Consider the following 22,194-nt stretch of genomic DNA (forward strand, 5'->3'; position numbering starts at 1 on the left):
GGCCACCCCGGCCGGGGGGCTCCGCCGTGTCCCGGTTCCGCTACAGGCCGCCCGGGGTCCTTTTGAACACGCTCAAAGCCGTTTAGGTTTTGAACGTGATCAAACAGGGGTGGGGACATGACACATGGCTGGCCGACTTCGAGGCCGAACGGGAGCGGCGGACCTCGCTCGGGGATCCGGACTGGGCGCGCGGCGCCGCGCTCGCGCCGGAGCTCGTACGCAGCCTGCAGCGGTTCCAGGTCGGCGAGGACGGGGACGGCTCCGCACTGATCGGCAAGGCCGACCGCGCGGGCGATCCGGTGTACGCGCGGGCCGTACGGCTCTTCGTGGCGGAGGAGCAGAACCACGCGCGGATGCTGGCGCTGCTCCTGGAGGCCGGGGGCGCGCGGACCCTGGACGGGCACTGGAGCGACACCGTGTTCGTCCGGCTGCGGCGGCTGCTGGGCCTCCGGGTGGAGCTGCTGGTGCTGATGGTGGCGGAGGTGGTGGCCCTGCGGTACTACCGGGCGGTGCGGGACGGCAGCGCCGATCCACTGGTCTCGGAGGTCGCGGGCCGCGTCCTGGCCGACGAGGAGCGCCACGTCCCCTTTCACTGCCTGCGCCTGCGGGAGGCCCTGGCCCCGCTCCCCGCCCCCGCCCGGCGGGCGACCACGCTCGGCTGGCGCGCGCTGCTCGCCGGCGCCGCGGCGGTGGTCGCCGTGGACCACGGCCCGGCCCTGCGGACCCTGGGCGTCCGGCGCCGGGCCTTCGTGGCGGACACGGTCCGCGCCTCCTCCCCCATGGCGGCCTCGATGGAGGGCCTCGGCGGAGTGTGACCTTCACCGCTCCTTCCAGGGGGGCTGTGCATGCCGGTTACCGGCAAGTAGCATGGAGAGGTGAGCGGGCGCTCAGTAATGGGCACGCCCCCGCGCAGCAGTGCACACCCGCACCTGGAGGAGAGCCAACGTGCCTCGTACCGTCAGGGACGTCGTCTTCGTCGACGGCGTCCGCACCCCGTTCGGCAAGGCGGGCCCGAAGGGCATCTACAACGAGACCCGCGCCGACGATCTCGTCGTCAAGGCGATCCGGGAGCTGCTGCGCCGCAACCCGGACCTGGACCCCGCGAAGATCGACGAGGTCGCCATCGCCGCGACCACGCAGATCGGCGACCAGGGTCTGACGCTGGGCCGCACGGCCGGCATTCTCGCGGGCCTCCCGCAGTCCGTCCCGGGCTACTCCATCGACCGCATGTGCGCCGGCGCGATGACCGCCGTGACCGCCGTCGCGGGCGGCGTGGCCTTCGGTGCGTACGACGTCGCCCTCGCCGGCGGTGTCGAGCACATGGGCCGCCACCCCATGGGCGAGGGCGTCGACCCGAACCCGCGCTTCGTCTCCGAGAAGCTGGTCGACGAGTCCGCCCTGTTCATGGGCATGACCGCCGAGAACCTGCACGACCGGTACCCGACGATCACCAAGCTGCGCGTCGACGAGTACGCCGTGCGCTCGCAGGAGAAGGCCGCCAAGGCGTACGCCGACGGCAAGATCCAGCCGGACCTGGTGCCGATCTCGGTGCGCAACAACAACGAGGCGGCCGGTGAGACGGGCTGGGGCCTGGTCACCGCCGACGAGCCGATGCGTCCGGGGACCACCCTGGAGAACCTGGCGAACCTCAAGACCCCCTTCCGTACCCACGGCAAGGTCACCGCGGGCAACGCCGCCGGTCTCAACGACGGTGCCACCGCCGCGATCATCGCGTCCGAGGACTTCGCCCGGGAGAACAACCTCCCGGTCAAGATGCGCCTGGTCTCGTACTCCTTCGTGGGTGTCGAGCCGGAGGTCATGGGCTACGGCCCGATCCCGGCCACCGACAAGGCCCTCGCGCAGGCCGGTCTGACGATCGACGACATCGGCCTCTTCGAGGTCAACGAGGCCTTCGCGGTCCAGGTCCTCGCGTTCCTGGAGCACTACGGCATCGCCGACGACGACGCCCGCGTCAACCAGTACGGCGGGGCCATCGCCTTCGGCCACCCGCTCGCCTCCTCCGGCGTCCGTCTGATGACCCAGCTGGCCCGCCAGTTCGAGGAGCAGCCGGAGGTCCGCTACGGCCTGACCACCATGTGCGTCGGCTTCGGCATGGGCGCCACGGTCGTCTGGGAGAACCCGAACTTCACCGCCGAGGGAGACAGCAAGTGAGCACCACCACTGAACTCCTGAAGGGCGCGGCCGAGCTGTTCCCGGACGAGGTCGTCACGCGCGCGCTCGTCCGCCACCTGGACCTGCCGTTCGGCGCCGGGCGCTTCGCGCTCATCACGCTGGACAACGGCCTGGACCACACCAAGCCGACCACCTTCGGCCCGCAGTCCCTCGCCAACCTGAACGCGGCGATCGACCAGGTCGAGCAGGAGGCCATCGCGGGCTCCATCGTGGGCGCGGGCCTGACCGGCAAGCCGTTCATCTTCGCGGTCGGCGCCGACCTCAAGGGCGTCGAGCTGCTGAAGAAGCACGACGAGGCGCTCGCCATCGGCAAGGGCGGCCACGACGTCTTCAAGCGCCTGGCCGCGCTGGCCGTCCCCACCTTCGCGTACTACAACGGCGCGGCGATGGGCGGCGGTGTCGAGGTCGGTCTGCACTGCACCTACCGCACCGTCTCCAAGGCCATCCCGGCCTTCTCGCTGCCCGAGGTCTTCCTCGGCCTGGTTCCCGGCTGGGGCGGCTGCGCCCTGCTGCCGAACCTGATCGGCGCGGACCGCGCGGTCTCGGTCATCATCGAGAACTCGCTGAACCAGAACCGCCAGCTCAAGGGCAAGCAGGTCTTCGAACTCGGCATCGCGGACGCGCTGTTCGAGGGCGCGGACTTCCTGGAGCAGTCGCTCCTGTGGACCGCCCGCGTGCTGAACGGCACCACCGAGGTCGTCCGCCCGGAGATCGACCGCGGCGAGGCCTGGGACGCGGCGGTCGCCCGCGGCCGCTTCATCGCCGACTCCAAGGTGCACGGCGCGGCCCCGGCCGCCTACCGCGCGCTGGAGATCATCGAGGCTGCCAAGGACGGCGACCTGCAGAAGGGCTTCGACGCCGAGGACACCGCGCTCGCGGACCTCATCATGGGCGGCGAACTGCGCTCCGGCATCTACGCCTTCAACCTGGTCCAGAAGCGCGCCAAGCGCCCGGCCGGTGCCCCGGACAAGTCCCTGGCCCGTCCGGTCACCAAGGTCGGCGTCGTCGGCGCGGGCCTGATGGCCTCGCAGCTGGCGCTGCTGTTCCTGCGCCGCCTCGAGGTGCCGGTGGTCCTCACCGACATCGACCAGGAGCGCGTGGACAAGGGTGTGGGCTACGTCCACGCCGAGATCCAGAAGCTGCTCGGCAAGGGCCGCATCAACCAGGACAAGGCCAACCGCCTGACCGCCCTGGTGACCGGCGTCCTGGACAAGGCCGAGGGCTTCGCGGACGCGGACTTCATCATCGAGGCCGTGTTCGAGGAGATGTCCGTCAAGCAGAAGGTGTTCGCGGAGGTCGAGGCGGTCGCCCCGGCGCACGCGATCCTCGCCACCAACACCTCCTCGCTGTCGGTCTCGGAGATGGCCTCCAAGCTCCAGCACCCGGAGCGCGTGGTCGGCTTCCACTTCTTCAACCCGGTCGCGATCCTCCCGCTGCTGGAGATCGTCCGCGGCGAGCAGACCGACGACGCCTCGCTGGCCACGGCCTTCGGTGTCGCGCGGAAGCTGAAGAAGACCGCGGTCCTCACCAAGGACGCCCCGGCGTTCGTCGTGAACCGCATCCTGACCCGCTTCATGGGCGAGATCCAGAACGTCATCGACGAGGGCACCCCGGTGGTCACCGCCGAGAAGGCCATCGAGCCGCTCGGCCTGCCGATGTCCCCGCTGGTGCTCCTGGAGCTCGTCGGCCCGGCGATCGGTCTGCACGTCTCCGAGACCCTGAACCGCGCCTTCCCGGAGCGCTTCACCGTCTCGCCGAACCTGGCTGCCGTCGTCAAGGCCGGCAAGCGCGGCTTCTACAAGTACGACTCCGGCAAGCCGGAACTGGACCCCGAGGTCGCCGCCCTCCTCGTGCAGGGCGACGTCGTCCTGACCGAGGAGCAGGTCCGCGACCGCGTCCTGGACGCGGTGGCGCAGGAGATCGGCCTGATGCTGGAGGAGGGTGTCGTGGCCGAGGCCCAGGACATCGACCTCTGCCTCATCACCGGCGCGGGCTGGCCCTTCCACCTGGGCGGCGTCACGCCGTACCTGGACCGCGAGGGCGTCTCCGAGCGTGTGAACGGCAAGAAGTTCCTGGCCCCGGGCGTGGCGAGCGTTCCCGCCTAGTCCTTACCGCTGCCTGGAACCGGCGCATCCGACGGCCCGTCCGTGGAACCTCCACGGACGGGCCGCCGTCTTTTCCCGAGGGATAGCCCGGGGGATGACCCGCTGTCCGCAACGGGCAGGCGGAGGAGCGCAGTTCACGTGTCTCGATCGCTCCCGTTCGAGTGGCGCGTTTGCCTATAGTGACCCCGGTAACACGCTGTGCGGGCGACTCCAGAACCCGGCTCGAGGTCCCCGCCGCACCGTCCGGCCGCACGCGCCTCCCCACGTCGGCGCTCGCGTCCTACGACCGCCGACCACCGGGAGCAGAGGACACCCAACGGCATGACTCAGGCAACCGACGCACCGCCGCGCTCCCCCGAGGTCCCGCGAAGGAGCAGCCGCAAGAAGCGGGTGTTCCGCGTCGTCTCGCTGGTCCTGCTCGCCCTGTTCCTCCTGGCCGGCGGCACCGGCTGGTGGGCGTACAGCCACCTCAACGGCAACATCGACAGCGTCGACCTGGACCAGGCGATCGGCGTCGACAACCGGCCCGAGAAGGTCGTCGCCGGTGCGCAGAACATCCTCGTGCTGGGCTCCGACTCGCGTGCCGGGGCCAACGCCGAGCTCGACGGCGACGGCGTCGAGGGCGCCCGCTCGGACACCGCGATGCTCGTGCACATACCCGAGGGCCGGACGAGGGCCACGGCGGTGAGCATCCCGCGCGACACCCTCGTCGGCCGGCCCGAGTGCAAGGACGGCGACGGCAGGAGCGTCGCCGCGGCGAACCGCGTCATGTTCAACTCCATCTACTCCGTCGCCGGCCCGGCCTGTGTCGTCAAGACCGTCGAGCAGCTGTCGGGCATCCGCGTCGACCACTTCGTCGAGGTGGACTTCGCGGGCTTCAAGGGGCTGGTGGACGCGCTCGGCGGGGTGAGCGTCACCATCGAGAAGCCGATCAGCGGCGGGAAGGGCGGCCTGACGCTGGACGCGGGTACGCACCGCCTGGACGGCACCCAGTCCCTCAACTTCGTCCGTACGCGCTACGGGTACGGCGACGGCAGTGACCTCGGGCGCATAGGGCTCCAGCAGAAGTTCATGATGGCGATGCTGTCCGAGATCAAGAAGCAGGACGCGCTCGGCAACCCGGCCCGGCTGTACAAGCTCGCCGACGCCGGCACCAAGTCGCTGACCACCGACTCCGAACTCGGCTCCCTCAAGGGCCTGTCGGACTTCGCCCAGAGCATGAAGGGCGTGGATCCCGACACCATGGAGACCATCATGCTGCCGGTCGCCTACGACAAGGTCGACCCGAACCGCGTCATCGTCGCGCAGCCGCAGGCCGGCCAGCTGTGGGAGGCCCTGCGCGCCGACCAGACGATCCCCGAGTCGGCGAAGAAGTCCCCCGCCACGGGCGGCTGACCGGTCACCGGGAGCCGGCGGCCCCGCCGAGCACCGCCCGCCAGTCGTTGCTCAGGTGCCAGTCCCCCGGCGGGTACTCGAAGCGGATCTCGCCGAGGAGTTCGAAGCCCGCCGCGCGGCACACCCCGTTGGAGGCCGGGTGGTCGACGGACGGGAAGGCGTGGAGGTGGCGGCGGGTGCCGTGGACGCCCGCGTGGGCCACGAGCGCGCGGGCGGCCCGGGCCGCGAGACCACGGCCCTGGAACTCGGGGAGGATGCCCCAGCCGGTCTCGTAGACCTCCTCCTCCTTCCAGACCCGCTCCCAGAAGCCGATGCTTCCCACGCTCTCGCCGTCGGCGACGACCCGGAACATCCGCCCGGCCCCCGGCTCCCGGGCGCTGAGCGCGAGGTAGCGCGCGTGACGGTCGCGGAGTTTGGCCTCCGTCTCGGGACCGCCGAGGTGTGCGGTCATCGCCGGCTCGTTCTTGCGCGTCAGCAGCCAGAAGTCGTCTTCCGCCCAGGGTTCGAGGCTCACGGTGATCTCCATGCAACCACCGTAGACGAAGGTCAGCGGCCTTCGCGGGCAGGATTCGGGGTCATGCCCTCGCCGCGGCCCAGCCGGCTGTGCTGCTTGCCGTAGAGGAAGTAGACGAAGAAGCCGACGACCATCCAGATCCCGAACCGCAGCCAGGTCTCGGCCGGCAGGTTGAGCATCAGCCAGACCGACGCGGCGATCGACAGGATCGGCACGAGCGGCACCCACGGGGTGCGGAAGGAGCGGTGCACGTCGGGCCGGGTGCGACGCAGGACCATCACGCCGAGCGCCACGACGACGAAGGCGAAGAGGGTGCCGATGTTCACCAGGGTCGCCAGTTCGTTGATGCTCGTGAACCCGGCGACGACGGCGATGACGGCGCCGAGCAGGATCGTGGGCCGGTAGGGCGTACGGAACTTCGGGTGCGTCCGGGAGAAGAAGCGCGGCAGCAGTCCGTCGCGGCTCATCGCGAAGAACACACGGGTCTGGCCCAGCAGCAGGATCATGCACACGGTGGTCAGGCCCACGGCCGCGCCGAAGCTGATGATGCCTCCGAAGACGGGGTGGCCGGCGGATTTGAAGGCGTCGGCCAGCGGGGCGCTGGTGGAGAGCTCCTTGTAGTTCTGCATGCCGGTCACCACGATCGAGACCGCCACGTAGAGCACGGTGCAGATGATCAGCGAGCCGAGGATGCCGCGCGGCATGTCGCGCTGCGGCAGCTTGGTCTCCTCGGCGGCGGTGGCCACCACGTCGAAGCCGATGAAGGCGAAGAAGACGACGGAGGCGGCGGTGAAGATGCCCATGAGGCCGAAGTTGGTGGGCTCGTAGCCGAAGAGCAGCTGGACGAGCGGGGCGTCCAGTCCCGAGCCGCCCGGCTGGGGCTTGGCCGGCGGGATGAACGGGTCGTAGTTGGACTTGGTGATGAAGAACAGGCCGGCGACGATCACGATGAGCACCACCGTGACCTTGATCGCGACGACGACCCCGGTGATGCGCGCGGACAGTTTCACGCCGATGACGAGGATCGCGGTGAGGACGAGGACCAGGACGAAGGCGAGCAGGTCGAAGGTGCCGCCCTGCACGTCGGGCCCTTGCAGGGAGGCCGGCAGGTGGATGCCGGCGTTGTCCATGAGGGAGCGGACGTAGCCCGACCAGCCGACCGCGACGACGGCGGTGCCGAGCGCGAACTCCAGCACCAGGTCCCAGCCGATGATCCAGGCGGGCAGTTCGCCGATCGAGGCGTAGGAGAAGGTGTACGCGGACCCGGCCACCGGCACGGTCGAGGCGAACTCGGCGTAGCACAGGGCGGCGAGGGCGCAGACGATTCCGGCGGCGACGAACGCGAGGGCGGTGGCGGGTCCGGCGGTCTCCTTGGCGACCTTGCCGGTGAGGACGAAGATGCCGGTGCCGATGATGACGCCGACGCCGAAGACGGTCAGGTCCCAGGCGGAGAGTGACTTCTTGAGCGCGTGTTCCGGCTCTTCGGTGTCGAGGATGGACTGCTCGACGGATTTGGTACGGAAGGGGCTGTTCAGATTCGTACTCACCGACGCACCTCCCAGGAGGACCGCATCGAAAGGACCGCATCGAAACGAAACGGGCCGGAAGACCCACCCTTCAAGGGTGGCCCTTCCGGCCCGGAGCGTGCAACCGCAGATGATCAGCGGCCGGGGGCGTCCGTCAGTCGACGGCGGCGGCCGGCTCGCTGTCGTAGCGCCCGTCCAGCTTGGCCACCAGGCCGGTGACCTGCCGCGCGATGTCCGGGGCGGTCAGACCGATCTCGGCCATGACCTCCTTGCGCGTGGCGTGGTCCAGGAACCGCTGCGGAATGCCGAAGTCACGCAGGGGTACGTCGACCCCCGCGTCCCGCAGTGCCTGGGCGACGGCGGAGCCCACGCCGCCGGCGCGGCTGTTGTCCTCGACGGTGACGACCACGCGGTGGCGGTCGGCGAGCGGGGCCAGGGCCTCGTCCACCGGCTTGACCCAGCGGGGGTCGACCACGGTCGTGGAGATGCCCTGCTTGTCGAGGAGGTCGGCGATCTCCAGGCACATCGGGGCGAGCGCGCCGACCGAGACGAGCAGTACGTCCGGGCGGGTTACCTCGGCGGCCGGGGTGCGCAGCACGTCCATGCCGCCGATCTTGCCGACGGCGGGGACGGCCGGGCCGACGACGCCCTTGGAGAAGCGCACGACGGTCGGCGCGTCCTTGACCAGGACGGCCTCGTTGAGCTGGGCCCGCAGCTGCTCCGCGTCGCGCGGGGCGGCGAGGCGCAGGCCGGGGACGACCTGGAGGATGGACATGTCCCACATGCCGTTGTGGGAGGCACCGTCGGTGCCGGTGACACCGGCCCGGTCCAGGACGAAGGTGACTCCGCACTTGTGCAGGGCCACGTCCATGAGGACCTGGTCGAAGGCGCGGTTGAGGAAGGTGGCGTACACCGCGAAGACCGGGTGGGCGCCGCCGGTGGCCAGGCCCGCCGCCGAGGTGGCGCCGTGCTGCTCGGCGATGCCTACGTCGAAGATCCGGTCCGGGTAGGCGTCCGCGAACTTCTTCAGGCCCACGGGCTGGAGCATGGCCGCGGTGATGGCGACGATGTCCTTGCGCTCCTTGCCGAGCTTGACCATCTCGTCGGCGAAGACGGAGGTCCAGCTGGCGGCGTCGGTGCTGACGGGCAGGCCGGTGTCCGGGTGGATGACGCCGACCGCGTGGAAGCGGTCCGCCTCGTCCTGGACGGCCGGCTCGTAGCCCCGGCCCTTCTGGGTGAGGCAGTGGACGATGACCGGTCCGCTGAAGCGCTTGGCGCGCTGCAGGGCCGATTCCAGGGCCTCGATGTCGTGGCCGTCGATGGGCCCGATGTACTTCAGGCCCAGGTCCTCGAACATGCCCTGCGGGGCGATGAAGTCCTTGAGGCCCTTCTTGGCGCCGTGCAGGGTCTCGTAGAGCGGCTTCCCGACGACCGGGGTGCGTTCCAGGAGGTCCTTGCCGCGGGCCAGGAAGCGCTCGTAGCCGTCCGTGGTGCGCAGGGTGGCCAGGTGGTTGGCGAGGCCGCCGATGGTGGGGCCGTAGGAGCGCTCGTTGTCGTTGACGACGATGACGAGGGGGCGGTCCTTGGCGGCGGCGATGTTGTTCAGCGCCTCCCAGGCCATACCGCCGGTCAGGGCGCCGTCGCCGATGACCGCGGCGACGTGGTGGTCCTCGCGGCCGAGCACCTCGTTGGCCTTGGCGATGCCGTCGGCCCAGCCCAGCACGGTGGAGGCGTGCGAGTTCTCGATCACGTCGTGGTCGGACTCGGCGCGCGAGGGGTAGCCGGACAGGCCGCCCTTGGAGCGCAGGTTCCCGAAGTCCTGGCGGCCGGTGAGCAGCTTGTGGACGTAGGCCTGGTGGCCGGTGTCGAAGAGGACCTTGTCCTTCGGCGAGTCGAAGACCCGGTGCAGGGCGATCGTCAGCTCGACCACACCGAGGTTGGGGCCGAGGTGCCCGCCGGTCTTGGAGACGGCGTCGACGAGGAAGGACCTGATCTCTGCGGCGAGCTGGTCGAGCTCCTCCTGGCTGAGCCGGTCCAGATCGCGCGGTCCCTTGATGCGGGTCAGCAGCACCCGTGCCTCCTTGCAGTTGCTTGCTGGTCTGTCGAGTCTAATGTTCCGCTCGCGGCGGGCATCATCGGGCGGTACCGGTCGGGTCACACCTTTGTCATACCTGTACACACCTGCGCGAAGCCACACCCGCCAAACGGGCGCATAGCCGTACAGGTGTGCGTAAACGCCTACGCACAGGTGCCCGGCACCACACGTAGTGGCACCGGGCACTGTGACGGTTCTTACCGCCGGGTCACTCGCAGGGCGCTCGTTCAGGCCCGTCCGGCCGTCTTCTGCGTCTTGCGGGTGATCGAGTCGATCACCACCGTGGCGAGCAGCACCGCGCCGGTGATCATGTACTGGATCGGAGTCGCGATTCCCTCCAGGGCCAGACCGTACTGGATGGACGTGATGACCATGACGCCGAGGAGGGCGTTCCAGGTCCGGCCGCGTCCGCCGAAGAGGCTGGTGCCGCCGATGACGGCCGCCGCGATCACGTTCATCAGCAGGTCGCCGGCGCCGGCGCTCTGGTTGGCCGCCGCGATCTTGGAGGCCCAGAAGAGGCCGCCGATCGCCGCGAAGGTGCCGGCGATCGCGAAGACCGTGATCCGGACCCGGTTGACGTTGATGCCGGCGCGCCGGGAGGCCTCGACGCTGCCGCCGAGGGCGAAGACCTGCCGGCCGAAGGTGGTGCGCCGCAGTACGAAGTCCGTGGCGACCAGGGCCACCACGAAGAGCACGACCGCCAGCGGCAGGCCCTTGTACTGGTTGAACACGATGGCGGGACCGAAGGTGAACACGGCCAGGAGGCCGGTGCGCAGCAGGATCTCGCCGAGCGGCCGGGAGGGGACCCCGGCGGCCTCGCGGCGCCGGTTGTCGAAGAAGGTGGCGAGGAAGTACCCCACCACGGCGACGGCGGCGAGCCCGTAGCCGGCGGCCACGTCCGAGAAGAAGTACGTGGTCAGCTGCCCGACCACGCCCTCGGAGTCGAGGTTGATCGTGCCGTTGCTGCCGAGGATCTGCAGCATCGCGCCGGACCAGAAGAGCAGGCCCGAAAGGGTGACGGCGAAGGCCGGGGCGCCGATCTTGGCGAAGAAGAAGCCGTGGAGGGAGCCGATCAGGGCACCTCCGGCGATCGCCGCGAGGATGGCCAGCCATTCGTTGACGCCGTGGGTGACCGCGAGGACCGCCACGATCGCGCCCGAGACGCCGCTGACGGAGCCGACCGAGAGGTCGATCTCGCCGAGCAGCAGGACGAAGATGATGCCGACCGCCATCATGCCGGTGGCCGTCATCGTGATCGCGATGTTGGTGAGGTTCTCGGGGCCGAGGAAGTTCGAGTTCAGGCTCTGGAAGATGCTCCAGATGATGATCAGGCCGAGGACGACGGGGACGGAGCCCAGGTCGCCGGCCTTGAGCTTGCGGCCGAACTCGTTCACGTACCCGGTGAGGCCCTGCTCGCGGACGAGCAGCCGGGGATCCACGGCCGGGATGGCGTCGTGGGCGGCGGCCGGGTTGACGGGGTCTATGTGCTGGGTGCTCACTTTCGGGCCTCCCCGGTGCGGGCCGCCCGGCGGGTCACGGCGTTGTCCGTGGCACCGGTGATGGCGGAGATGATCTCTTCCTGCGAGGTGTCCTTCACGGAGAAGACGCCGTTGTTGCGGCCCAGCCGCAGTACGGCCACCTTGTCGGCCACCGCCTTCACATCGGCCATGTTGTGGCTGATGAGGATGACGGCGTGGCCGCGCTCGCGCAGCCGCTCCACCAGGTCGAGCACCTGTGCGGTCTGCTCGACGCCGAGGGCGGCAGTGGGCTCGTCGAGGATGACGAGCTGGGGCTCGCCCAGCATCGAGCGGGCGATCGCCACGGTCTGGCGCTGGCCGCCGGAGAGCGAGGCGATCGGGATGCGGACGCTGGGGATCCGGATGGACAGGGTGGTCAGGAGCTCGCGGGCGCGCCGCTCCATCTCCACCTCGTCGAGGACGCCGCGGCGCTTGAGCTCGCGACCCAGGAAGAGGTTGCCGACGACATCGATGTTGTCGCACAGCGCGAGGTCCTGGTAGACCGTCGCGATGCCCAGGTTCTGGGCGTCGTGGGGCTTGGTGATCGTGACCGGGCGGCCCTCCCACTCGATGACTCCGTCATCGATGGGGTGCACGCCGGCGATCGTCTTGACCAGCGTGGACTTACCGGCGCCGTTGTCGCCGACGAGGGCGACCACCTCGCCGGAGTGGATCTCGAGTTCTACGTCGGTGAGGGCCTGAACGGCGCCGAACCGCTTCGAGACCCCTCGCAACGCCAGTACGGGCGCAGCGGACACATGAACCATCTCCTTGCCGCCTGACCGGCGGGGATGTCGTGCAAAAGAGCAGGACCACTGGGGTATTGGGTGGTGAAACGTAGAGAAACGTTTCTGTCCGGCGCCCCGCCAGTGGCGGGATGTTGGAGGCGGGAGCGCCGGACAGGCATGGGGGGCCGGCTCGGCGGACCGAGCGGCGGGGGCCTTACTTCAGGCCGATGGCGGCGCAGGCGGCCGCGTACTTGTCGGTGCAGATCTCGTCGGCCGTGTAGACGTTGTCACGGATGACGGTGTCCTTGACGTTGGCCTTGGTCAGCGAGACGACCGGGATCAGCAGGGACGGAACGCCCTTGGTGGTGGGGCTGTCGACCTTGGCGGTGGCCGTGGTCGCGATCGACTCGCCCTTCGCGAGGGCGATGGCCATCTTCGCGGCGGCCTCGGCCTCGGGGGCGTACGGCTTGTAGACGCTCATGAACTGCTCGCCCGCGACGATGCGCTGCACACCGGCGAGTTCGGCGTCCTGGCCGGTGACCGGGGGCAGGGGGGTGACGCTGGCCGCCTTGAGGGCGGTGATGATGCCTCCGGCCATGCCGTCGTTGGCGGAGTAGACGCCGATGACCTTGTCCTTGCCGAGCGCGGAGAGGGCGGCCGCCATGTTGGTGTTGGCGTTCTCCGGCTTCCACTCGACCGTGTCGTACTCCTTGCCGATGTTCACCTTGCCGTCGAGGACGGAGTGCGCGCCCTTCTTGAACAGCGCGGCGTTCGGGTCGGTGACGGAGCCGTTCATCATGACGATCTGGCCGTCCTTGGCCTTGTCGCCCAGGGCCTCGAGCAGCGCCTTGCCCTGGACCTTGCCGACCTCTTCGTTGTCGAAGGAGGTGTAGGCGTCGATCGGGCCCTCGGCCAGGCGGTCGTAGGCGACGACCGGGATGCCGGCCTCCTTCGCCTTCTTGACCGAGCCCGCGATGGCCTTGGAGTCCACGGCGTCGATGATCAGGACGTTCACCTTGTTGGTGATCATCGTGTCGACCTGCGAGTTCTGCGTGGTCGCGTCCTGCTTGGCGTTGGCGTAGACAACCTCGCCCTTGCCCGCGGTGAGGTCCTTGACCGTCTTCTCGATGAGCGGCTTGTCGAACTTCTCGTAGCGGGCGGTCTGGTTCTCCGGCAGGAGCAGGCCGACCTTGATCGCGTTGCCCTTGACGGTGGCGGTGGAGTCCTTCTTGTCGCCGGACTCCTTCGCACTGCCGCAAGCGGCGAGCGAGACGGCCATGGTGCCGGCGGCGACGGCTACGGCAACTCTGCGCATACGCGTGTTCATTACTTGAACCTCCCTGACGAGGCCGCAACGCTGCGGCCGAGGTGGATGTGAGTCAACCCCGGCCGCAAGTTTGCCGTCAAGGAGTGAATCCTTAACGAGATGACAACGGTGCCATCCGTTATCTAACTGAAGACAAGACGGCTGGAGCTCTTACTCCACTGCCATTTTCCGCCAAAAGCGTCGAATCGCCCATCTCGCTCAGTACGAGGGCCAGTGCTCCCAGCACCTCCGCGCGGCCGCCCAAAGACCCGGTCAGGACCGACAACTGCCGGGCCGCGCTCGGAATCGCGTACCTCCCGACGGATTCACGGATGGGCGCCAGCACCAGTTCACCGGCGTCGGCCAGCGAGCCGCCCAGGACCACCCGGCTCGGGTTCAGGAGGTTGCACAGACTGGCCACGCCACTGCCGATGTGACGGCCCACGTCGGTGATGACGCGGCGGCATCCCGGGTCCCCCTCGCGGGCCAGCTCCACCACCCGTTCCATCGTCAACTCCGGTCCGTGGCTGCTCTGCAGGAGCGGCAGCACGTACCGGGCGGCGGCGAAGGTCTCCAGGCAGCCGCGGTTGCCGCAGCGGCAGACCGGGCCCGATTCGTCCAGCGTGATGTGCCCGATCTCGCCTGCCGTGCCGCCCGGTCCCCGGTAGATCTGCCCGTTGATCACCAGCCCGGCGCCGACCCCGCTGGCCACCTTGATGTAGGCGAGGTCTTTTACTCCCCTGCCACTCCCCCAAACGAGTTCCCCGAGGGCCCCGAGGTTCGCGTCGTTGTCCACGTACACGGGCACGCCCAGGCGCCGTGACAGCTCCTCGCGCGGGTTGATCCCGGCCCAGCCCGGCAGGATCGCGGTGGATCCGAGGGTTCCGGACTCCACGTCGATGGGGCCCGGTACGCCGAGCCCGACGCCGATGACCTTGTCGCGGCCCACCCCTATGCCCTCGATCAGGCGTCCGACCAGGGCTTCCGCCCGGTCGAAGCCGTCCACCCAGGAGGCGTCCACGTCCAGCGGCTCGGACTCCTCGGCCAGCACCTGGTGGGCCAGGTTGCCGACGGCCACCCTCAGATGGGTGTGCCCGAAGTCCACGCCGATCACGATGCCCGCGTCACCGCTGAGCGAGACGCTGCGCGCCCGCCGGCCGCCGGCCGAGGTGTCCGTGACCTCGACGGTTCCGGCCTCTTTGAGCTCGCGCACGATGTTGGAGACCGTGGCCGCCGACAGTCCGGTGCTCCGGGCGATCTCCGCCTGGGTCAGCGAACCCGCGAGCCGTACCGCCCGTACGACGCGCTCCAGATTCGCGCGATGCAGTGAAGACTGCGATCCGGGAGTCTGCACGACTCATCCACTCCTGCCCATAAGCGACGGCCAGCCGTCGCCCCCCGGCCGGGACCGCAGCGGCTGAGCGCTCCGAGACCCCGGCGTCTCTCCAACTTGTGAACCTTAAGTCGAGCCTTTGCGCTTCAAGACGTCAAGGGGCCGACGCAGTACGAATCGGCCACTACTGGTCATAAGTATGAGAGAACCTCCCTCCACATCGTGCTACGGTCGCCATGGCGTCGGTCTTCCACGGTCTTCTTCACGACCGGACCGGGCGCCCTGTAATGACAGCGCTACGCGAGGAGGTGTTCGGGATGAGTCCCGATCGAAGTCCTTGCAGCGCTCTCCGCGGCTGACCTCTTCGAGCAGTCGGTCCTTCTTCGAGTGTGCACGGCCGCGGCTCCATGCCGCCCCCGCGCGTTTCTGCATTCATCTTCGTAACCCCTTCCGCACGCCCTGACGCACCCGTCGGGCGGGCGTCATCCATGCCCATCGGCGTGCCCCGTGGCCGTACGTGCCACTCCGCGCCGACCCATGATCACTCCACGTGACCGCTCGGCTTCGCGCTGCCCGGACACCGTGGAGGGAGGTTTTCGTCATGACCATGCTCACCCCCCGTACCCCCACGAAGCTCGCACCGCCGGGCCGGGCCCGCCGCGAACGCAAGGCCGCCGAGCTGGAGGCCCGCACCCGGGCCGTCGGCGAGCGGCTCGCCGAATCCAGCGCCGCCACCGGACCCGAGGTCCTCCAGGATCTGTCCGCCACCCGCAACGGCCTCACCCACGCCGAGGCCGCGCTGCGCCTGGAGCGGCACGGCCCCAACGTCGTCGCCCACGAGCGCGCCCCGCACTGGAGCCTCCAGCTCGCGAAGGCGTACTGGAACCCCTTCATCGGCGTCCTGGTCTTCCTGGCCGCCGTCATGTACTGGCAGGACCCCGCCGACCCGGGCGTCATCATCCTCTCGGTGATGGTCGGCATCAGCGGACTGCTGCGCTTCTGGCAGGAGTTCCGCTCGGGCCGGGCCGCCGACGCGCTCAAGAAGCTCGTCACCACCACCTGCGCGGTGCAGCGCCGGGCCGGCAGCGGCTCGGGCCCCACCACCTTCGAGATCCCGATGGACCAGGTGGTCCCCGGTGACGTGGTCAAGCTGGCCGCCGGCGACCTGATCCCGGCCGATCTGCGGCTGATCACCTCCAAGGACCTGATGGTCAGCCAGGCGGCGCTGTCCGGCGAGTCGCTGCCCGTCGCCAAGGCCGACACCCGGGCGGAGGACCTCGGCCAGTTCGAGACCACCGACCCCGTCGAGGCCGACAACATCTGCCTGATGGGTACCTCGGTGACCTCCGGGACCGCCACCGGAGTCGTCGTCGCCACGGGCGCCGGCACCTACTTCGGGTCGATGGCCGGCTCCCTGGTCGGCGAGCGCCCGGAGACCAACTTCGACACCGGCGTGCGCAAGGTCAGCTTCCTGCTGATCCGCTTCATGCTGGTGATGGTCCCGATCGTCTTCATGATCAACGGCTTCACCAAGGGCGACTGGGAGGCCGCCTTCCTCCTCGGCATCGCCGTGGCGGTCGGTCTGACCCCCGAGATGCTGCCGATGGTGGTCTCGGCCAACCTGGCGCGCGGCGCCGTGGCCATGTCCAAGCGCAAGGTCGTCGTCAAGCGGCTCAACGCGATCCAGAACCTGGGCGCCATGGACGTGCTCTGCACGGACAAGACCGGCACCCTCACCGAGGACCGGATCGTCCTGGACCGCTACCTCGACGTGCACGGCAACGACGACAACGAGGTCCTGGAGTACGGCTACCTCAACTCGCACTTCCAGACGGGCCTGAAGAACCTGATGGACCAGGCGGTCATCGACCGCGTCAACGAGGCCGAGGAGGTTGTCGTCGACGCACGGTTCTCGATGGTCGACGAGATCCCCTTCGACTTCGCCCGGCGCCGGATGTCCGTGGTCCTCAACCGCAACAGCATCGTGGGCGAACTCGGCCGCTCCGAACACGTCATGATCACCAAGGGTGCCGTCGAGGAAGTCCTCGCGCTGTGCACCCACATGACGGACCGTGGGCAGAAGGTCGAACTGACCGAGCAGCTGCGGTGGCACGTCACCCGCATCGCCGAGGACAACAACCGCAAGGGCCTGCGCGTCCTCGCGGTCGCCACCCGCACGATCGAGCGCCCGCGCGACACCTACACCGTCGCCGACGAGGACCGGCTGACCCTGGTCGGCTTCCTCGCCTTCCTCGACCCGCCGAAGGCCGACGCCGCCCTGGCCCTGCAGGGCCTCGCGGACAAGGGCATCGCGGTCAAGGTGGTCACCGGCGACAACGAGCTGGTCGCCGCCCGGGTCTGCGCCGACGTCGGCCTCACCGTCGGCCACGTGGTCGGCGGCACCGAGATCGACGCCCTCGACGACGCGCAGCTGCGCGAGCTGGCCGCCCGTACGACGGTCTTCGCCAAGGTCAACCCGGTCCAGAAGGCCCGGATCGTGCGGGCCCTGCAGGCCGACGCCCACACCGTCGGCTTCCTCGGCGACGGCATCAACGACGCGGCCGCGCTGCGCGACGCGGACGTCGGCATCTCGGTGGACACCGCCGTCGACATCGCCAAGGAGTCGGCCGACATCATCCTGCTGGAGAAGGACCTGACCGTCCTGGAGCAGGGCGTGATCCAGGGCCGGACCACCTTCGGCAACACGATCAAGTACATCAAGATGACGGCCAGCTCGAACTTCGGCAACGTCTTCTCGGTGCTGGTCGCGAGCGCCTTCATCCCGTTCCAGCCGATGCTCGCGATCATGTTGCTCGTGCAGAACCTGGTCTACGACATCGCGCAGCTGGCCACGCCGTGGGACCGGATGGACGAGGAGTACCTGCGCAAGCCCCGCAACTGGGACGCCAAGGGCATCGGCCGCTTCATGATCTGCATCGGCCCGATCAGCTCGATCTTCGACATCGCGATGTTCGCCATCATGTGGAACGTGTTCGCGGCCAACACCATGGAGCACGCGGCGCTCTTCCAGTCCGGCTGGTTCATCGAGGGGCTGCTCTCGCAGACCCTGATCGTCCACATGATCCGTACCCGCAAGATCCCCTTCATCCAGTCCCGCGCCTCCTGGCCGGTGATGGTGATGACCGTCCTCGCGGTGCTGACCGGGCTCTTCCTGCCCTTCTCGCCGCTGGCCGAGTCGCTGGGCTTCGTGGCCCTGCCGGCGAGCTACTTCCCGTGGCTGATCGGCGTACTGCTCGCGTACTGCACGCTCACGCAGCTGCTGAAGACCGTGTACATCCGCAAGTTCGGCACCTGGCTCTAGGAGCCCGGCGCAGGAGAAGGGAGAGGGCCGATGATGCTCACCGAATGGGAGATGGCCGGGCATCTGGCCGCGGCGCTCGGATTCGGGGCGGCCATCGGCCTGGAACGGCAGTGGCGGGCCCGGATGGCGGGCCTGCGGACCAACGCCCTGGTGGCGGGCGGGGCCGCGCTGTTCGTACTGCTCTCGCAGTACGGGTTCATCAGCGAGGTCTCGGTGGTCCAGTACGACGGCTCGCGGGTCGCCGCCCAGATCGTCTCGGGGATCGGCTTCCTCGGCGCGGGCGTGATCATGCGCGACGGGCTGAGCGTGCGGGGCCTGAACACGGCCGCCACCCTGTGGTGTTCGGCGGCCGTGGGCTGCCTGGCCGGCACCGGGATGTTCGTCCTGGCGGCCTTCGGCACGGCGGGCGTGGTGGGGGCCAACCTCCTGCTGCGCCCGCTGGGCCGGCGCATGGACCGCGAGCCGGGCGGCGGGGCCGAGGTGGCCACCGACTTCCACTTCGAGGCCGTGTGCCTGGAGGCGGAGGAGGCCCACATCCGCCACCGGCTGGTCGACGCGCTGGGCCGGCCGGGCTACCAGCTGCGCTCGATCCGCAGTCAGGACGGCCCGGAGGCCGGCCTGGTGACGGTGTCCGCGCTGCTGACCGCCGAGGGCGAGGGGGGCCGGATGCTCGAGGAAGCCGTCAGCAACCTCTCTCTCGACCCCTCCGTCTCGGCGGTCAGCTGGTCGGTGGTGCCCGACCCCTCCGCCACCGCTACTTGAGCGTGGCGGAAGTCAGACCGGCCTGGATCTGCCGCTGGAAGGACAGGTAGACCACCAGCATCGGGATCATCGCGATGGTCACGCCGGCGAACAGCACCGGCAGGTCCGTCTCGTACCCCATCTGGTACTGCAGCTGGATCAGGCCCTGGGTGAGCATGTAGCGCTCGGGGTCCGATCCCGTCTGCGGCTGCATCAGCACGGACGGCAGGATGTACTGGTTCCACTGCCCGAGGACATTGAATATCCCGACGCTGATCAGGCCGGGCTTGGCCATCGGCAGCATCACCTGGAAGAAGATCCGGGTGTGCGAGGCCCCGTCGATCACCGCCGCCTCGTGCACGGCCGTCGGCAGCGTCCGGAAGAACGAGTGCATGAAGAAGACGGTGAACGGCATCGAGTACGCCACGTACACCAGGATCAGGCCCTGGTACGAGTTGAGCATGTCCAGCCGCTTGACCATGAAGAACAGCGGGACGAGCGCCAGGAAGACCGGGAACATGGCCCCGCTGACGAAGAAGTAGTAGATCACCCGGTTGCCCGTGAACGGGTAGCGGGCCAGGACGTACGCGGCCATGGAGCCGAGCAGCATCGTCAGCGGAACCGAGAACACCATCACGATCAGCGTGTTGGCGAAGTAGCTCCCGATGCCCTTGGTCCAGGCACGGCCGAAGGCGTCGAACTCCCAGTGGGCCGGCCAGCTCAGGGCCGAGCCGCCGATCTGCGCGTCGGTCTTGAACGAGCCGAGCACGAGCCAGATCAGGGGCAGGATGATCAGTATCCCCCACACGGCGAGGAAGCCGTGCGAGAAGACGTTGAGGACCATCCCGTCGGAACCGCTCTTGTTCCGGCCGCGGGTCTGCCCGGTGCCGGCGGCGCGCTTCTCGGCTGCCGCCTCGCCCGGTGCTTTGATCACTGTGGTCATCGTGGTCTCCCGCTAGAACTCGACGTGCTCGCGGCGAGTGGCCCGCAGCGTGATGGCGGAGAGGATCAGGGTGAGGACGAGCATCACGACCCCCATGGCGCAGGCGTAGCCGGCCTTGCCGAAGTAGAGGAAGTTTCGCATCAGCACCGTCGCCATGACCTCGCTGTGGTGGTCCGGTCCGCCGCCGAACTGGCCCGAGGTCATGGTCGACACGAGGACGAACATGTCCATCGCGGCGATTCCCAGATAGACCGCGGAGGTCTGCACAGAATCCCACAGCAGGGGCAGCGTGACCTTGAAGAAGGTCTGGGCGCGCCCCGCGCCGTCGAGCAGTGCCGCTTCGTAGATGTCCTTGGGCACCGACTGCATGGCGGCCGAGAAGAGGACGAGGTAGAAGCCGACCCCGTGCCAGACGACCACGAGCAGCAGGCACCAGAGGACGAACCTGGGCTCGTTGAGCCATTCGATCGGGTGGGCCGCGTCGATCAGGCCCAGTTTGACGAGGAATCCATTCAGCAGACCGCCCTGGTCACTGCGGTACACGGCTCCGAAGAGCACCGCGAGGATGGCGAGGGAGAGGACCTGCGGGAAGAAGTAGATCACCTTGTAGAGGGCGGAACCCGCCACTCCCTGGACTCCACCGGCCCCGCTGCGCCCTCCGGCGTTCAGCATGAAGGCGAAGAACAGGGAGATCAGGATGGTGACCACCGGGACGAACACCAGGAGCAGCAGGTTGTGCAGCAGCGCGCCGCGGAAGACCTCGTCCTTCAGGAGGGCCGAATAGTTGTCCAGCCCGACGAAGTCGAAGGTCGGTGACTGACCCGTCCAGTTGGTGAAGGAATAGCCGAACGTCTGGATGTACGGCCAGATGACAAAGGTCAGATACAGCGCGAGGGGCAGGATGAGGAAGCCGGCGATGAAGCCGCCCCGCCCCTTGCTGTTTGCTACGTGGCTCATGGTGTCCGTCCCTGATGTTTCCGGGTTCCCGGTGGACGCTGTTGTCAGCTGCGCTTGTTGTTCTTGGCGTTCGGGTCCTTGGCAGCCTTGTCTACCGCAGCCTGGGCGCGCTTGATCCACTCCTTCGGCTGGATGCGCTTGGCCATCAGCTCATTGGACGCGTTCTCCAGTTCGGTACCCATCTCGCTGTACCAGTCGGAGTAACGGTAGTTGAAGGTGTTGTCCCCGGCTGCCTTGAGGGCGGCCACGGCCGACTGCGTGCCCGGACGGAGCTTGACCGTCGGGTCCACGCCGTCCTTGAGGACGGTGAGGGAGTTGGCCTGCTGGGCGAAGAGGGTGGACCACTCGCGCGAGAGCATCGCGCGGAGGAACTCCAGGCCGCCGGCCTTGTTGGCGGCCTTCTCCGGGACGATGAAGGGCTCGCCGGCGCCGGCGCGGATGGCCTCGAAGGGCAGCTTGCTCCCGGGCAGCAGCGGCATCGGCAGGAACTGCATGTCGAAGTCGTCCGGGGTCTGCTTGAGCTGCTCGTTCTCCAGCCAGGAGCCGGAGGTGATGAAGGCGGCCTTGTACTGGTTCCACTGGGTCTGGGACTCGGTGTGCGTCAGGCCGTTGGTGCCCGGCAGCAGCAGGTCCTTCTCGACGATCTCGTAGATCGCCTCGACGGCCTCCAGCGCGACCGGGTTGTCCGCGAAGGCGTTCGGCTCCAGGTTGTCGATCGCCTTCATGGCATCCAGGCCGCCCTTCTTGGCGATCAGGTCCATGATGGCGACGTTGATGTAGTACGGGTACTTGCCCTGGTGGGCCAGGCCGCCGATGCCGGCTTCCTTGGCCTTCTTGCAGATCTCCATGAACTCGGGCCAGGTCTTCGGCGCGGTCCAGCCCTTCTCCTTGAAGAGCTTGCCCGAGTACCACAGGCCCCAGACGGTGTAGACGTACTGCAGCGCGACGAACTTTCCGCCGATCATGCCGCCTTCGATGGTCCCCGGCATCAGGGTGTCGCGGACCTTCTTGCTCGGGTCGTCGAGCGAGGGGGCGTCGAGCACGACGGTGAGGTCGGCGAGCTGGTTGCCCTTGGCGAGCACGTCCAGCTTGATCTGCTGGGCGCCGGAGTCGTCGACGACGTCCGGCGGGTTGCCGCCGTTGAAGCGCGGCTGCAGCTTGGAGGTGATCTCCTGGGTGGAGAGGTGGGAGGAAGTGGTGCCCCACTTCTTGTCGAACGCCGCCTCCCAGGCCTTGGCGTAGTCGTCGCCGTAGCCGCCCTTGAAGACGACCACGTCGAGCTTGCTGCCCTTGGCGACGCCGAACGGGTTTTCCTTGGTGACGGCCACCTTGGACTCGTTGCCCTTGGTGGTCTCGTCGGAGCCCGAGGCGCACGCCGACAGGAAACTCATCGTCGGTACGGCGATGAGGCCGAGTGCCGCGGAGCGCTTGATCAGGTCCCGGCGGCCGAGGCCCTCACCGTTGCTGTTCTCGCCGTGGGCGGAGGTGGATCCCATGCTCAAGTCCTCGCCTTCGTCAG

The 22,194-nt window shown here is 68.8% G+C and carries 16 protein-coding genes; 6 read left to right on the forward strand and 10 right to left on the reverse strand.

The window, feature by feature from the left end; all coding sequences use genetic code 11:
• Positions 1-95 precede the first annotated feature (95 nt).
• From ACWGDE_RS10265 to ACWGDE_RS10280, 4 genes are all read left to right on the forward strand, one after another.
• Positions 96-815 carry a ferritin-like domain-containing protein gene (locus ACWGDE_RS10265; RefSeq protein ID WP_453388549.1) on the forward strand — a complete coding sequence of 240 codons (720 nt, stop codon included), beginning with the start codon at positions 96-98 and terminating at the stop codon, positions 813-815.
• A 130-nt stretch (positions 816-945) separates the two neighbouring features.
• Positions 946-2,172, forward strand: a complete 1,227-nt coding sequence (locus tag ACWGDE_RS10270) for a thiolase family protein (RefSeq protein ID WP_250742043.1) — start codon at positions 946-948, stop codon at positions 2,170-2,172.
• On the forward strand, positions 2,169-4,298 hold the full coding sequence (locus ACWGDE_RS10275; RefSeq protein ID WP_453388550.1) for a 3-hydroxyacyl-CoA dehydrogenase NAD-binding domain-containing protein: 2,130 nt from the start codon (positions 2,169-2,171) through the stop codon (positions 4,296-4,298). Before ACWGDE_RS10270 ends, ACWGDE_RS10275 begins: the two co-directional genes overlap by 4 nt.
• A 321-nt stretch (positions 4,299-4,619) precedes the next feature.
• Positions 4,620-5,693, forward strand: a complete 1,074-nt coding sequence (locus ACWGDE_RS10280; protein ID WP_453388551.1) for an LCP family protein — start codon at positions 4,620-4,622, stop codon at positions 5,691-5,693.
• A gap of 4 nt (positions 5,694-5,697) precedes the next feature.
• Here ACWGDE_RS10280 and ACWGDE_RS10285 read toward each other — a convergent pair whose 3' ends face one another.
• The 7 genes from ACWGDE_RS10285 to ACWGDE_RS10315 all read right to left on the reverse strand — a co-directional run bounded on the left by ACWGDE_RS10285 (position 5,698) and on the right by ACWGDE_RS10315 (position 14,733).
• Complete coding sequence (locus tag ACWGDE_RS10285; protein WP_453388552.1) at positions 5,698-6,219, reverse strand: GNAT family N-acetyltransferase; 522 nt, start codon at positions 6,217-6,219, stop codon at positions 5,698-5,700.
• Positions 6,220-6,239: 20 nt separating this feature from the next.
• Positions 6,240-7,754 (reverse strand): amino acid permease, encoded by a 1,515-nt coding sequence (locus tag ACWGDE_RS10290; protein WP_453388553.1) that lies wholly within the window; start codon positions 7,752-7,754, stop codon positions 6,240-6,242.
• 133 nt (positions 7,755-7,887) lie between these two features.
• On the reverse strand, positions 7,888-9,804 hold the full coding sequence (gene dxs, locus ACWGDE_RS10295) for a 1-deoxy-D-xylulose-5-phosphate synthase (RefSeq protein WP_453388554.1): 1,917 nt from the start codon (positions 9,802-9,804) through the stop codon (positions 7,888-7,890).
• Between the two features lie 251 nt (positions 9,805-10,055).
• Positions 10,056-11,327 carry a sugar ABC transporter permease gene (locus ACWGDE_RS10300; protein ID WP_453388555.1) on the reverse strand — a complete coding sequence of 424 codons (1,272 nt, stop codon included), beginning with the start codon at positions 11,325-11,327 and terminating at the stop codon, positions 10,056-10,058.
• A complete protein-coding gene (locus ACWGDE_RS10305) occupies positions 11,324-12,112 on the reverse strand; it encodes an ATP-binding cassette domain-containing protein (protein ID WP_453388556.1) in 789 nt (262 codons plus the stop codon). Before ACWGDE_RS10305 ends, ACWGDE_RS10300 begins: the two co-directional genes overlap by 4 nt.
• Before the next feature lie 175 nt (positions 12,113-12,287).
• Positions 12,288-13,400, reverse strand: coding sequence for a substrate-binding domain-containing protein (locus ACWGDE_RS10310; protein ID WP_453388557.1), 1,113 nt, complete (start codon positions 13,398-13,400; stop codon positions 12,288-12,290).
• Positions 13,401-13,518: 118 nt separating this feature from the next.
• Entirely contained in the window at positions 13,519-14,733 is a 1,215-nt protein-coding gene (locus tag ACWGDE_RS10315; protein WP_453388558.1) for an ROK family transcriptional regulator, read from the reverse strand.
• A 580-nt stretch (positions 14,734-15,313) separates the two neighbouring features.
• Between ACWGDE_RS10315 and mgtA the strand changes: the two genes are divergently transcribed.
• Together mgtA and ACWGDE_RS10325 are read left to right on the forward strand one after the other, a co-directional pair.
• Positions 15,314-18,034 (forward strand): magnesium-translocating P-type ATPase, encoded by a 2,721-nt coding sequence (gene mgtA, locus ACWGDE_RS10320; protein WP_453388559.1) that lies wholly within the window; start codon positions 15,314-15,316, stop codon positions 18,032-18,034.
• A gap of 30 nt (positions 18,035-18,064) precedes the next feature.
• A complete protein-coding gene (locus ACWGDE_RS10325; protein ID WP_453388560.1) occupies positions 18,065-18,796 on the forward strand; it encodes an MgtC/SapB family protein in 732 nt (243 codons plus the stop codon).
• On the opposite strand, the gene ACWGDE_RS10330 is transcribed toward ACWGDE_RS10325, so the two are convergent.
• From ACWGDE_RS10330 to ngcE, 3 genes are read right to left on the reverse strand one after another with little or no spacing between them, the layout of a single operon-like run.
• Positions 18,789-19,718, reverse strand: coding sequence for a carbohydrate ABC transporter permease (locus ACWGDE_RS10330; protein WP_453388561.1), 930 nt, complete (start codon positions 19,716-19,718; stop codon positions 18,789-18,791). The genes ACWGDE_RS10325 and ACWGDE_RS10330 overlap by 8 nt on opposite strands.
• Positions 19,719-19,730: 12 nt before the next feature.
• Positions 19,731-20,675, reverse strand: coding sequence for a carbohydrate ABC transporter permease (locus ACWGDE_RS10335; RefSeq protein ID WP_453388562.1), 945 nt, complete (start codon positions 20,673-20,675; stop codon positions 19,731-19,733).
• 44 nt (positions 20,676-20,719) lie between these two features.
• Positions 20,720-22,171, reverse strand: a complete 1,452-nt coding sequence (gene ngcE, locus ACWGDE_RS10340) for an N-acetylglucosamine/diacetylchitobiose ABC transporter substrate-binding protein (protein WP_453388563.1) — start codon at positions 22,169-22,171, stop codon at positions 20,720-20,722.
• Between the last annotated feature and the right edge of the window lie 23 nt (positions 22,172-22,194).

It is taken from the genome of Streptomyces sp. NPDC054956, assembly GCF_053609185.1.

Coding starts and splice junctions, on each gene's coding strand:
- ACWGDE_RS10280 (WP_453388551.1), top strand. CDS start 4,620: ATGACTCAGGCAACCGACGCACCGCCGCGCTCCCCCGAGGTCCCGCGA.
- ACWGDE_RS10285 (WP_453388552.1), bottom strand. CDS start 6,219: ATGGAGATCACCGTGAGCCTCGAACCCTGGGCGGAAGACGACTTCTGG.
- ACWGDE_RS10305 (WP_453388556.1), bottom strand. CDS start 12,112: ATGGTTCATGTGTCCGCTGCGCCCGTACTGGCGTTGCGAGGGGTCTCG.
- ACWGDE_RS10310 (WP_453388557.1), bottom strand. CDS start 13,400: ATGAACACGCGTATGCGCAGAGTTGCCGTAGCCGTCGCCGCCGGCACC.
- mgtA (WP_453388559.1), top strand. CDS start 15,314: ATGACCATGCTCACCCCCCGTACCCCCACGAAGCTCGCACCGCCGGGC.
- ACWGDE_RS10325 (WP_453388560.1), top strand. CDS start 18,065: ATGATGCTCACCGAATGGGAGATGGCCGGGCATCTGGCCGCGGCGCTC.
- ACWGDE_RS10330 (WP_453388561.1), bottom strand. CDS start 19,718: ATGACCACAGTGATCAAAGCACCGGGCGAGGCGGCAGCCGAGAAGCGC.
- ACWGDE_RS10335 (WP_453388562.1), bottom strand. CDS start 20,675: ATGAGCCACGTAGCAAACAGCAAGGGGCGGGGCGGCTTCATCGCCGGC.
- ngcE (WP_453388563.1), bottom strand. CDS start 22,171: ATGGGATCCACCTCCGCCCACGGCGAGAACAGCAACGGTGAGGGCCTC.